Raw genomic sequence first — 12,983 nt, 5'->3', positions numbered from 1 at the left:
ATGAATCTTTCATCCCAGAAGAGCGCGATCGCACTCTCCGCGTCCGCGGCCGCGCTGCTCATGCCGGTTTCCGCGTTCGCCGAGGACGGCGCCGCCGGTGCGGACATCCTCATCCCTAAGATGGCGGAGTTCATCCCGGCGCTTATCGCCTTCCTGATTATCTGGATCGTGCTGGCCAAGGTCGCCCTGCCGGGCATCATGAAAACCATGGAGGAGCGCGGCAAGAAGATCGAGGAGAGCCTCGACGAGGCCGAGAAGACCAAGCAGGAGGCTATCGCCAAGCGCGCTGAGTCCGACTCGATCGTCACCGACGCCCGTCGTCAGGCTGCCGACATCGTTCTCGAGGCCCGTAAGGACGCCGAGTCCGAGCGTGCCCGTATCATCGAGGCTGCTCACAAGGAGGCCGAGGAGATCATCGCCAAGGCCCATACGACCGTCGAGGACGAGCGCAAGTCCATCTACGCCGGTGCCGCGAGCTCCATCGCCGACCTGTCCGTTGCCGTCGCCACCAAGATCGTGGGCGAGGCACTCGAGGACGATGCTGAGCAGAAGAAGCTCATCGAGCGCTACATCCAGGAAGCAGGTAGCCTGAATGCCGACTAGCCGCTATCAGGACAAGGTGCTCGAGACCTACGCGCGTTCCCTTTTGGAAGCCGCCAAGGCCGAGAACCATGTGTTCGAGGACCTCGAGATGATCGAGCGCTTGGCTTCTGCCAGCCCCGAGATCATCGCCGTGCTCGACACCATGTCCAAGCGCGACCAGCTCGACCTTCTTCCCAAGGTGGCAGCTGCCTTTAAGTATGTTGCCGAGGAAGACGAGGATGTAGTGGGCGTGACCGTCACCACGGCGATCCCGCTCGACGACGAGCTGCGTCAAACCATCACTAAGAAATGCGAGCAGGACTTCGGCCGCAAGGTATTCCTTATCGAGCAGGTCGACCCGTCTATCGTGGGCGGCCTGGTGCTCGAGGCCCGCGGCGAGCGTCGTGACATTTCCGTCAAGACGCAGCTGCGCATCGCGCAGGAGACCCTCGCAAACTCTGCTAATTCGTACGGAGGTGAAGCCTAATGTCCGAAACCCTCAATGCCCAGGATATCGCCAAGAAACTGCAGGAGCAGCTCACGAGCCTCTCCGCGACGGTCGATACGCATGAGGTTTCAACGGTCGACGAGGTAGGCGACGGCATCGCGCGCGTCTCCGGCCTCAAGAGCGCCATGGCAGGCGAGCTTCTGGAGTTCAAGAGCTCCGATACCGGTGAGACCGTCTTCGGCCTTGCCCAGAACCTTGACCGTGACGAGGTCGGCGCCGTTCTGTTCGGTGCCGTCGACTCCATCAAGGAAGGCGACGAGTGCCGCACCACTGGCCGCGTTATGGATATCCCCGTGAGCCGTGCCATGCTCGGCCGCGTCGTCAATCCGCTCGGCCAGCCCATCGACGGCCTGGGCGACATCGTCGCTACGCACCGTCGCCCCATCGAGTTCAAGGCTCCCGGCGTCATCGATCGTACCCCGGTGTGCGAGCCGGTTCAGACCGGTCTGCTCGCTATCGACTCCATGGTGCCTATTGGCCGCGGTCAGCGTGAGCTCATCATCGGTGACCGTAAGACCGGTAAGACCGCCATCGCCATCGACGCTATCCTCAACCAGCGCGGCAAGGGCATGGTCTGCATCTATGTCGCCATCGGCCAGAAGGCCTCCACGGTTGCCAACATCCGCGAGACCCTCGCTCAGCACGGTGCGCTCGACTACACCATCATCGTTTCGGCCACCGCTGCCGATTCCGCCCCTATGCAGTACATCGCGCCTATGGCCGGTGCCGCTATTGGCGAGTTCTTTATGTACAACGGCGAGGACGGCAAGCCCGCCAGCGAGACCAACCCCGGCGGCCACGTGCTCGTCATCTACGATGACCTGTCCAAGCAGGCTGTGGCCTACCGTCAGATGTCGCTGACGCTGCATCGTCCGCCCGGACGCGAGGCCTATCCTGGCGACATCTTCTACCTGCACTCTCGTCTGCTCGAGCGTGCCGTCAAGATGTCCAAGAAGAACGGTTACGGCTCCATGACGGCACTGCCGATCATCGAGACCCAGGACGGCGACGTCTCGGCCTACATTCCGACCAACGTCATTTCCATTACCGATGGTCAGATCTACCTGCAGTCCGAGCTCTTCTTCCAGGGTCAGCGCCCGGCAGTCGACGTGGGTATCTCCGTGTCCCGCGTCGGTGGCGATGCGCAGACCAAGGCCATGAAGCAGGTCGCCGGCAACCTCCGTCTGGACCTCGCTTCCTATCAGGAGCTCGCTGGCTTTACGCAGTTTGGCTCCGACCTTGACGAGGCTACTCAGAAGCAGCTGACCCATGGTGCCCGCATGACCGAGCTCCTGAAGCAGCCGCGCTACAAGCCGTTTGAGGTTGGCGAGCAGATCGTTACGCTGTTCGCTGGCAACGAGGGCTTCCTGGATGACCTGGAGATTGCCGACGTGCTGCCTTTCCGTGCCGAGCTCATCGAGTACATGGACAATGGCTTTGGCTCGCTGCTCGACAAGGTTCGCGCCAAGAAGATCGATGATGACACCAAGGCTGAGCTCTTGCGCGTCATCGGCGACTTCAAGCAGCAGTTCATGGCCAAGCACCATTCGGATGTTTCTGGATCAGAGGAGAACTAAGCCCCATGGCCAACCTTCGCGACATTAAGAAGCGAATCTCCTCGGTTACCACGACCAAGCAGATCACGCGCACGATGGAGATGGTCTCTACGGCCAAGATCCGTCGTGCTCTCGATCGCTCCAAGCAGGCCGAGCCCTATAAGGAGGCGCTGACCGACGTCATGTTGACGGTCGCCGGCGACGCCTCCTGTTCGGGCACCGATCCCATGCTGCAGAAGCATGAGAGCGTCAAGCATGGCCTGATTGTCGTTATTGCCTCGGACCGCGGCCTTGCCGGCGGTTTCAATACGACGGTGGAGCGCACGGCCGAAAAGCTCGCCGCTTCTTGGGCGAACGACGGCATCGAGTGCGAGATCATCGCGTGTGGGCGCAAACCGGCCACGTATTTCCGTGACCGCGAAAACGTCGTCATGCACTTTGAGGGCAACTCCTCTGAGCCCGATTTCAATCAGGCCCGCATGATCTCCTCTCATATCTGCGATGCGTATCGTGCCGGTGAGCTTGACCGTGTCGAGCTTGTCTACCACCACGCCAAGAACCGCGTGGATCAGGAGCTTCGCGTCGAGCATCTGTTGCCGCTCGACCCCGAGATGATCGCTATGGCCCACGGTCCGCGTAAGAACGAGACCGACGCCCCTAAGCGCATCTCGTCCACGTTCGAGTTCGTGCCCTCTCCCGAGCATGTTCTCGGCAAGCTTGTGCCGTCTTATATCCTGACGGTCATCTACCAGGCCCTGATCGATTCGGCGGCTGCCGAGCAGGGTGCACGCCGCAAGGCCATGCACTCCGCGACGGAAAACGCCACCGCGATCATCTCGACCCTTACCCGCACGTATAGTCGCGTGCGCCAGGCTTCGATCACGACCGAGATTAACGAGATCGTCGGCGGAGCCTCAGCATTGGAGGAACAGTAATGGCTAATAACACCGTAAAGCTTGCGGTCGAGGAAGCCACCAAGAAGACGACTGCCGGTGATGGTCGCATCGTGCGAATCATCGGCCCTGTCGTCGACGTCAAGTTTGACGGCGCGGTGCCCCCGATCTACAACGCGCTCACGGTCGAGGCCGAGACCCCGATCGGTCATCTGAGCACGATCCTCGAGGTCGAGAGCCAGCTTCCGGGCGGCGTCGTCCGCACGGTCGCCATGTCCTCGACCGACGGCCTGCAGCGCGGCCTCATCGCCACCGATACCGGTGAGCCCATGAAGATGCCCGTTGGTCCCAAGACGCTCGGCCGCATTTGGAACGTCATGGGCAAGCCCGTCGACGGCAAGCCCATGCCCGAGGTGGAGGAGTTCTACCCCATCCACCATGCAGCGCCCCGTTTCGACGAGCTCACCACCAAGACCGAGATCTTCGAGACCGGCATCAAGGCTGTCGACCTGCTCGAGCCCTACATCCGTGGCGGCAAGACGGGCCTGTTCGGCGGCGCCGGCGTCGGCAAGACCGTTCTGATTCAGGAGCTCATCAACAACCTCGCCCAGGAGCACGGCGGCACCTCGGTGTTCACCGGCGTCGGCGAGCGTACCCGCGAGGGCACCGACCTGTTCCTCGAGATGAGCGAGTCTGGCGTTATCGACAAGACCTGCTTGGTCTATGGTCAGATGAACGAGCCGCCCGGAGCGCGTCTGCGCATCGGTCTGGCCGGCCTTACTACCGCTGAGTATTTCCGTGATCGTGGCCAGGACGTTCTGCTGTTCATCGACAACATCTTCCGCTTCTCCCAGGCAGGTTCCGAGGTTTCCGCACTGCTGGGCCGTATGCCGTCCGCCGTTGGTTACCAGCCCACGCTGGCAACCGAGATGGGCGACCTCCAGGAGCGCATTACCTCGACCAAGACGGGCTCCATTACCTCCGTCCAGGCTGTCTACGTCCCCGCAGACGACCTGACCGACCCGGCGCCTGCCACAACGTTTACGCACCTCGACGCCACCACGGTTCTTTCGCGTAGCATTTCGTCGCTCGGCCTGTTCCCGGCTATCGACCCGCTCGCATCTTCCTCCGACGCTCTCGATCCCTCGATCGTCGGCGAGGAGCACTACCGTGTCGCCGTCAAGGTCCAGGAGCTCCTGCAGGAGTACTCCGACCTTCAGGACATCATCGCCATTCTGGGTATGGACGAGCTGTCCGAGGAGCAGCGCCTTACGGTCAACCGTGCCCGTAAGATTCAGCAGTTCCTCTCGCAGTCCTTCCACGTCGCCGAGAAGTTCACCGGCAACCCCGGTGTCTACGTCCGCGTCGAGGATACCGTCCGCTCTTTCGCCGAGATTGTCGACGGCAAGGCCGATGACCTGCCCGAGCAGGCTTTCCGCTATGCTTCCACGATTGAGGACGTGCGCGAGCGCGCCCGCAAGATGGGGGAGAAGTAGGTTATGCGTATCCGCATCGTGTGCCCCGTGAGCTGCGCCTATGAGGGCGACGCTGCGTTTGTGTCGATTCCGTCCACGGATGGCGAGTTTGGCGTTCTGCCTGCTCACTCCAGCGAGATCTGCACGATCGACCGCGGTTACGTTCGCGTTTCCGATAAGGCCATGGGCACTGTCGACCACACGTTTGCCGTGGCCGGCGGCTATGCCCAGGTTGCGGACGATGTCGTGACCGTTCTCGCCGAGCGCGCTTGCGATTTGGCGACCGTCGATGCCGACAAGCTTAAAGCTGATATTCAAGGTTTTGAAGAGAAGCTGGGTAATTTGTCGGAGGATGATGCACGCCGCGCCTACCTCTATAATGAAATCGCATGGTGTAAGCTCAAGCTTGCCCAATAGTCAAACGATTTAGCGTTCGACCATTTGCGAACACATCATGCCCGGGATGGCCCAGCCATCCCGGGCATGCTTTTTGAAAGGGTAGACCTTGGATATTATCCGCGTTGAGGGTGGCCACGCCATCGGAGGCTCCGTGCCCGTTTCGGGCGCCAAGAACTCCGCGCTCAAACTCATGGCGGCAACGCTTCTGGCGCCGGGCAAGACGACGCTGCAGAACGTGCCCGATATTTCCGATGTCCACGTGATGGGCAAGGTGCTCAAGGGTATGGGCGCCACAATCGATGTCCTTGACGAGCACACGCTCGAGATTGATACCTCTCAGGTCGATTCTTGGGAGGCCCCCTACGAGCTCGTTGCCAAGATGCGTGCTTCCACAGCCGTGATGGGACCCCTGCTGGGTCGCTTCCATCGCGCCAAGATCGCCATGCCGGGCGGCTGCAACCTGGGTGCTCGCAAGATCGATATGCACATTCTTGGTCTTGAGGCCCTGGGCGTTGAGTTCGATACCGCCCACGGCTACATCAACGCTAATGCGCCCCAAGGTCTGCGCGGTACCACCGTCACGCTCGAGTTCGCCAGCGTCGGTGCGACCGAGAACCTCATCATGGCATCCGTGCGCGCGCAGGGCACCACGGTTATCGACAATGCCGCCCGCGAGCCCGAGATCGTCGATCTCGCCAACATGCTCAACGAGATGGGCGCCAAGATTGTCGGCGCGGGTACGCCCGTCGTGACCATCGAGGGCGTGGAAGAGCTGCATCCTGTTACCCATCGCGTAGTGGGCGACCGCATCGAGGCCGGTACCTTTATCGTTGCCGGTGCGTTGATGGCCGACGATCGCGGTGTCGATGTCATGGGCTTTTGCCCCATTCACTTGGGCATGGTGCTCAAGAAGATGGAGCTCATGGGTATCGACTGCGAGCGCGTCGAGGATGGCGTCCATGTAAACCGTGCCGAGCGTATCAAGCCGGTCGACATCCAGACGCTTCCGTTCCCCGGCTTCCCGACGGACATGCAGGCGCAGATTATGGTGCTCTCCGCCCTTGCCGACGGCAGTTCCGTTATTACCGAGAACATCTTCGAGAATCGCTTTATGTTTGCCTCTGAGCTGGTGCGCATGGGTGCCGACATTCGTATCGAGAGCCATCATGCCATGATTCATGGCGTTAAGGGCTTCTCGGGTGCACAGGTTACCTCGCCTGATCTGCGTGGCGGAGCGGCCCTCGTCGTAGCGGGCTTGATCGCCGACGGGACGACCGAGGTTTCGGCCATCCATCACATCAAGCGCGGCTACGAGCAGTTTGTCGAAAAGCTGCAGGCGCTCGGCGCGCATGTCGAGCATGCTTCCGTCCCCGATCCCGTCATCTACTAATACAGGTTGCCTATGTTTAATAAAAAGCCCCTCGCGGATACCACCGCCCGAAGACCCTCAACTGGTGCGCAGGCCAAGATCTACAGTCGCGATAACGTGGCTCGCTATTCCGAGCGCGCTCGTCAACGTCGTCGTAGCCACACGATTCGTCACGTCGCGCTCATTGTCGTGCTTGGTGTGCTGCTGAGTGCCACTACCGCTGCCGGCCTGTGGTTTGCCACCATTATGGGCAAGCTCGGCGATTCTAATGTCATTACCGATAATCTGCGTCGGGTTCTGGTTGACACCGATGAGGCAAAGGATCCGTTCTACGTGCTGCTTCTTGGCACCGACGGCCGTCCGGGCGAGGATACGTATCGTGCCGACTCGATTATCCTGGCACGCATCGACCCCACGCAAAAGCAGGCGACGCTCATTTCCGTTCCGCGCGACACCAAGGTCGAGTACAAGGGCGAGACCATGAAGATCAACGCCTGCCATACCGTTGGCGGCGCCGAGGCCATGGTCGAGGCGGTCAACGAGCTGTGCGGTGTTCAGATTTCCCACTATGCCGAGGTCAGCTTCGACGGTATGCAGGCGCTGATTGATTCGGTTGGCGGTATCGACATTAACGCAACCGATGATGTTGACGACCCCGAGCACCTGGATATTAAGATTACCGCTGGCCAGCAGCATATGGACGGTGCCACCGCCCTTACCTATGCCCGCTGCCGCTACACCTATGCCGACGGCGATTACACGCGCATGCGCCACCAGCGTCAGGTGCTTGGCGCCCTTGCCAACCAGATTCTCAATAACTTCGATGCCACGAAGATCTTTGGCCTGGTTAATTCGCTGTCCGATATGCTTGTAACCGATATGAGCGTTCAGGATATCGTGGCTACGGTCAACGCCATGCGCGGTATGGATGTCGACGGTATCTACTCGGCCAACCTGCCCTCGTACGCCGACGACAGCACCATGATCGACGGTGTGAGCTACGTCTTTGTCTACGAGGACGAGCTCAAGGAAATGATGGAGCGCGTCGATGCCGGCAAGGATCCCAAGGGTCCCAACACCATGGGTCTTTCCGACGGTTCCAGCTCTACGATCGGCGACCTGAACAACAACACGTCTGACGACTACGCAAACGGTACCGCAACCTCATCGGTCAGCTCTGACGATTCCGATGACTCAAGCGATTCGAGCGATTCGGACTACTACGAAGAGCCCACCGGCGACGGCAACGGCTACGAAGCCAACTACTAAGTTACGCGGTTTTACCAAACCGCGTAACCGCTTGACGCTGCGCGGGCCGCATTTGGACAATCTGACGTTCAACTTCAAGGGCGCGACCAGAAGGTCAGCGCCCTTTCGTTTCACGTCACCTTGTCTCAAATGCGACCCGCTCGCTTCCCGTCCTCAACCTGCGACGTTAGTCATTGGGGGCGTTCTTAAACGACTGGTCAAAGGGGACACTCTTGATGCACTTGGCACTTGGGGACGTTTCTTATGTGCCGGCAGTTTGGGACACTCCTTGCGTTAAGAGGCTGGCGTGCGTCAACCTGTTCTCGTTGCAGCAAAAAAATCGTCCCGTTCTCGGTTGAGGACGGGGCGATTCGTCTTTTGGGCTTATGCAGCCAGGCTTATGCAAAGCGGGCGACGAGCTCCTGCAGGACGTCGGTCATCTTGACGAGCGAACTGACCGGGACGAACTCGTTGACGCCGTGGTAGCAATAGCCGCCGGTGGAAAGGTTGGGGCAGGGCAGACCGCGGAACGACAGCTGGGCGCCGTCGGTGCCGCCACGAATTGACAGCACTTGGGGCTCAACGCCGCAGGCAAGGTAGGCTTCCTTGGCAACATCAATAAGCTCGGGATAGTCACGAACGATCTCGGCCATATTTCGATACTGCTGCTTAATCTCGACCGTCACGCGCTCCTCACCCAGACGCTGGTTGAGCATCGAGGCAGCGGCATCAATAAGGTCGAGTTTTTGCTGGAACTTGGCGGCGTCATGGTCGCGGACGATATAGCGCGCTGTGGCGTGATCGACGGTCGCAGATACACCCTCAAGGTGATAAAAGCCCTCGTAGCCTTCCGTATACTCCGGGCGCTGCGCGTAGGGGAGCAACGCGTTGAAGTCGCAGAACAGATTGCCTGCGTTGACCATACGGCCCTTGGCGTCGCCCGGGTGGATGGACTGGCCCTCAAAGCGGACGGTCGCCTCGGCGGCGTTAAAGCACTCCCACTCCAGCTCGCCGATGGGGCCGCCGTCGACCGTGTAGGCGTACTTGCAGCCAAAGGTATCGATATCCAACAGCTCGGCTCCGTGGCCGATCTCCTCGTCAGGGCAGAAGCAAATGCCGAGTGCGGGATGGGGCAGAGAAGGGTCCTGAGCGATACGCGCGACAAGCGACATGATCTCGGCGACGCCTGCCTTGTCGTCCGCGCCCAGCAGCGTGGTGCCATCGCTGCAGACCAGGTCCTCACCTGCGAGGTCGTTCAGGGCGGGAAGCTTGGCGGTACTCATGGCAACGGGCTTACCGTCAACCGTGCCGCAGACCAGGTCGCCGCCTTCGTAGTGTACGATGTGCGGTTTCACGCCGGCACCCGGTGCAACTTCGGTGGTGTCGAGATGGGCGATCAGGCCCAGGGCGGGCTTGTCCTCAGCGCCCGCACTTGCGGGGATATGCGCGCAGACATAGGCGTGCTCGGTCACGTGGGCATCTTCCGCACCAAGCTCGCGCAGCTCTTCAGCCAGCACGTTGGCAAGGTCAAACTGAACGGCGCTCGAGGGTACCTGGTCGCAGTTTGCATCCTCGGACTGCGTGTTGATCTGGACGTAGCGCAAAAAGCGCTCGAGGACATCGGGGTTCGTGGTGGTGTTTTCCATAAAGACCGCTCCAATCTTGGTCGTCGTGTGCAACAAGAACTCTAGCACGGTATGCCACGGCATACCGCGACGCTTGGATGGGGTAGAATCAGCCATTGAATGCAGAAGGGACGGAAGATCATGGATACGACAAATAGCTCGCGCGAACTACATCTGACGGTGGCGAACGAAGACTACTTGGAGTGCATGGTTCGCATTGAAAGCGAAGAGGGGGAAACCAACGGCGTTCGATCGGTCGACATCGCGCAGCGCCTTGGCGTCTCCAAGGCATCGGTCAATAAAGCGGTTTCGGCTCTCAAGGCATCCGAGCTTGTCGAGCAATCGCACTACGGCAAGGTGATCCTGACCGATCGCGGCCGCGAGGTTGGCGCGGCTATCTGGTACCGTCATCGCCTCATCCGCACGTTTTTGGTTCAGGAGCTCGGTGTCGAATTTGAGCGAGCCGATTCCGAGGCCTGCATGATGGAGCATGCGCTATCCGAGGACACGATGAGCCGCTGGCTCGCCTATCTCGAAAAGCAGGGAATCAGCGTCGAGGAATAGCGGGATATATATGGATACGAGTTATTACAACCGCTTTGGTGCCGAGGAACTTACGCGCCGCTTGTCGAGCGAGACCTTGTTGGCGCAGGGCCCCATGGGCAGTGTTTTGTTGAGTGAGTACGATGCCGCCGACATTCCACCGGCGTTTTGGAATCTGGCAGAGCCGCAGACCGTTTCTCGTATCCATCGCTTGTATGTCGCCGCCGGCGCGCAGGTGCTCATTACCAATACCTTTCAGGCATCGAGCTATGCCCTCAAGCACGACCAGATTGCGCCGTCCGTGGCGGAGGTCAATCGCGGGGCCGTCGACGATGCCCGCCAGGCGCACCCTCAGCTACTGCTGGGCTCGATGGGCCCGATCGGTATTGAGTGGTTTGCCGAGGACTCTGTCGAGTATCGTGAAATCCGCGGCATTGCGCGCGAACAGGCGCACGCCTTGCTCAATGCTGGTGTTGACGGTCTGCTGATCGAGACGGTGACGTCTATCCGTAATCTGCAGCCCATGCTTGCCGGCGCCCGAGATGCCGCCGACGGCATGCCTGTTCTGGTGAGTTTTGTCGTTGACGATAAAGGCGACCTGCTGGGCGATGGCCTCAACATCGAGGCAGCCGTTTTGTACGCCGAAAAACACGGCGCAAACTCGGTTGGTGTTAATTGCTGTTCGCTTGCGGCCGCGAATGCGGCGGTGCCCAGGATGGTTGCATCGGCGACTACTCCCGTTACGGTGCGTCCCAACGTAGGCGATCCGGTCCAGACTCAGGATGGCCCCGTATGGCACGAGAATCCCGAAGCTTTCGCGCGCGCATGCATCGAATGGAGACATGCCGGCGCCGCAATGGTGGGCAGTTGCTGTGGAACCACGGCAATCACTACGGCAGCGATGGCCGAGGCGCTCGATATATAAAGGGCAAAACCGCTCCATACGGGGCGGTTTTTTTATTGCTTGCATGTCCTCGGCAGCATTTGCCCAAATGGTGAATGCTGGTGCCGGCAGGTTGCTGAGTGCGTGTTGCGGGTATACCTCACGCGTACCATGATCCAAACACTGTGAGGTGTCTGCGCGTGTGCGCGATAATTCATTTTGGAACTGACGGTTGGCGCGCTCGCGTCGATGAGGACTTTACTGCCGATAACGTTGCCCGTATCGCCGATGCCGTCGGCGAGTTGTGGCAAAAGACCAATCCGGGCAAAACGGTATATATAGGGTTCGACACCCGGCCCCTGGCGAGCGAGTTCGCTGAGCTTGCGGCGGGCGTGCTAGCAGCGCACGGGCTGGACGCCGTGCTCGCTTCGCGACCTGTTCCGACCCCTGCCCTTACGTGGGCGGCGGCTTATGACGGTGGGGCGTGCGGCGCGCTCATGGTGACGGGGTCCCATCATCCGCAGGGTTATCTGTGCCTCAAGATTCGCATGGGTGACGGCTCGACCGCCAACCAGGATGTCATCGAAGAGCTCGAAGAGACCATGGCTCCCGAGCCAATGGGGATCGAGGGGCAATATCGCACCGCGGATATCATTCCTGACTATATGCAGGCGGTGGCATCGTTTGTCGATGCCGAAGCCATCCGCGACGCGCACCTGCGCGTGGTTGTCGATCCCATGGGCGGCGCAGCCCAGGGCTATCTAGCCGACTTGCTGCGCGAGCTTGGCGTTGAGGTGCACGAGATTCACGCCGGGCAGGCGTCTGACCAAGAAGATATCTGCCCCGACCCCGTTGAGCCTTGGGTGGACGCTTGCGAGCGCACGGTTATCGAGGACGGAGCTTGCGCTGGCCTGGTGACCGACGGCGACGCCGATCGTATCGGCGCGGTTGACGAGCGCGGCAGATATATACATCCGCATCAGATCATGGCGCTCGTTTTGGGCGACTTGGTTCAATTTCGTAATTTGGAGGGGCGCGTCGTCGTCAATCTTTCGTGCTCGACGCTCGTGCGTCGCATTGCCGAGGCGCTTGGCTGCCGCGTGACCGTCAAGCCAGTCGGTTTCAAATATATAGCGGCAGAGATGAAGAAGGGCGGCGTCCTCATGGGCGGCGAAGAAGCCGGTGGTATCGGCATCGCCGCGCATATGCCCGAGCGCGATGGAATCCTCGCCTGTCTGATTCTGTGTGAGCTTATGGCAAAGACGGACGCGCCTTTGGGCGTTCTGGTCGACCAACTCGAGGACAGTTTTGGTAAGACGAGTTACGGTCGACGCGATTTGCGCCTTGAGGCCGAAGATGCCGAAACGTTACGAACCCTGCTGCCGGGCGTAAACCCGAAGTCGATTTGTGGCAAGGTGCCGCAAAACGTTAGTCATATGGATGGCTTGCGTTTGGCATTCGAGGATGACACGTGGCTGCTGGTCCGTCCTAGCGGGACCGAACCAGTGGTGCGCGTCTACGCCGAGGGGTTCTCGGTGGAAGAACGTGATGAGTTGCTCGATGCTGGCTGTGCTTTAGCTAGGGGGACGTATCCGCTTTAACCATGAGACTGCCTTATATAAAGAGATGCTCGGCGAGCGGTAGGTAACGGCTGGCAAACGTTAGTCGGATTCCAAGATGTGTAGGAAATGTGTACGCCCAGATTCCCGCCCCCGGGGGCCCTCCGGTCTGGCAATATATCTCCTTGCCGCGCGGCCCGGTCGGACCGGATGAGCCGCCAGGCGTGCACCTTGAGAACCGGATACTGCGAGGATGGACACTTCCGAGTGTCGCATCCGGGCAGACATCGAACCATTTGAAATGGTCTAACTTGGATTTGTTTTTCGCAAGGCCGCCGAGAGG

General features: G+C 60.2%; 12 protein-coding genes. 11 read left to right on the top strand and 1 reads right to left on the bottom strand.

Annotation, left to right across the window (positions count from 1 at the left end):
* The 8 genes from atpF (at position 1) to ABHR75_RS04745 (ending at position 8,051) form a co-directional block, all read left to right on the top strand.
* Positions 1-603, top strand: coding sequence for a F0F1 ATP synthase subunit B (gene atpF / locus ABHR75_RS04780; RefSeq protein WP_006235712.1), 603 nt, complete (start codon positions 1-3; stop codon positions 601-603).
* A complete protein-coding gene (locus ABHR75_RS04775) occupies positions 593-1,069 on the top strand; it encodes a F0F1 ATP synthase subunit delta (RefSeq protein ID WP_006235713.1) in 477 nt (158 codons plus the stop codon). The genes atpF and ABHR75_RS04775 overlap by 11 nt, the downstream gene beginning before the upstream one ends.
* On the top strand, positions 1,069-2,667 hold the full coding sequence (gene atpA, locus ABHR75_RS04770; RefSeq protein WP_006235714.1) for a F0F1 ATP synthase subunit alpha: 1,599 nt from the start codon (positions 1,069-1,071) through the stop codon (positions 2,665-2,667). The genes ABHR75_RS04775 and atpA overlap by 1 nt, the downstream gene beginning before the upstream one ends.
* Before the next feature lie 5 nt (positions 2,668-2,672).
* Positions 2,673-3,581: an ATP synthase F1 subunit gamma gene (gene atpG, locus ABHR75_RS04765; protein ID WP_055310126.1), complete on the top strand. Its 909-nt coding sequence runs from the start codon at positions 2,673-2,675 to the stop codon at positions 3,579-3,581.
* A complete protein-coding gene (gene atpD, locus ABHR75_RS04760; RefSeq protein ID WP_006235717.1) occupies positions 3,581-5,035 on the top strand; it encodes a F0F1 ATP synthase subunit beta in 1,455 nt (484 codons plus the stop codon). The genes atpG and atpD overlap by 1 nt, the downstream gene beginning before the upstream one ends.
* Positions 5,036-5,038: 3 nt before the next feature.
* The gene (gene atpC, locus ABHR75_RS04755; protein ID WP_006235718.1) at positions 5,039-5,431 is read left to right on the top strand and encodes an ATP synthase F1 subunit epsilon; all 393 of its coding nucleotides are present in this window, start codon (positions 5,039-5,041) and stop codon (positions 5,429-5,431) included.
* 88 nt (positions 5,432-5,519) lie between these two features.
* Positions 5,520-6,803: a UDP-N-acetylglucosamine 1-carboxyvinyltransferase gene (gene murA, locus ABHR75_RS04750; protein WP_346963775.1), complete on the top strand. Its 1,284-nt coding sequence runs from the start codon at positions 5,520-5,522 to the stop codon at positions 6,801-6,803.
* Positions 6,804-6,815: 12 nt separating this feature from the next.
* On the top strand, positions 6,816-8,051 hold the full coding sequence (locus ABHR75_RS04745; RefSeq protein ID WP_006235722.1) for an LCP family protein: 1,236 nt from the start codon (positions 6,816-6,818) through the stop codon (positions 8,049-8,051).
* 377 nt (positions 8,052-8,428) lie between these two features.
* On the opposite strand, the gene pepT is transcribed toward ABHR75_RS04745, so the two are convergent.
* On the bottom strand, positions 8,429-9,676 hold the full coding sequence (pepT, locus tag ABHR75_RS04740; RefSeq protein ID WP_346963774.1) for a peptidase T: 1,248 nt from the start codon (positions 9,674-9,676) through the stop codon (positions 8,429-8,431).
* 120 nt (positions 9,677-9,796) lie between these two features.
* Between pepT and ABHR75_RS04735 the strand changes: the two genes are divergently transcribed.
* The 3 genes from ABHR75_RS04735 (at position 9,797) to ABHR75_RS04725 (ending at position 12,682) form a co-directional block, all read left to right on the top strand.
* Positions 9,797-10,219, top strand: a complete 423-nt coding sequence (locus tag ABHR75_RS04735) for a metal-dependent transcriptional regulator (protein ID WP_346963773.1) — start codon at positions 9,797-9,799, stop codon at positions 10,217-10,219.
* 10 nt (positions 10,220-10,229) lie between these two features.
* Positions 10,230-11,123, top strand: coding sequence for a homocysteine S-methyltransferase family protein (locus tag ABHR75_RS04730; RefSeq protein WP_006235725.1), 894 nt, complete (start codon positions 10,230-10,232; stop codon positions 11,121-11,123).
* A gap of 158 nt (positions 11,124-11,281) precedes the next feature.
* Positions 11,282-12,682, top strand: coding sequence for a phosphoglucomutase/phosphomannomutase family protein (locus tag ABHR75_RS04725; protein WP_346963772.1), 1,401 nt, complete (start codon positions 11,282-11,284; stop codon positions 12,680-12,682).
* Positions 12,683-12,983: the final 301 nt, after the last annotated feature.

This window comes from Collinsella aerofaciens (assembly GCF_039752955.1).
Lineage (GTDB): Bacteria > Actinomycetota > Coriobacteriia > Coriobacteriales > Coriobacteriaceae > Collinsella > Collinsella aerofaciens_BI.
This window is presented reverse-complemented; position numbering and strand designations above follow the sequence as displayed.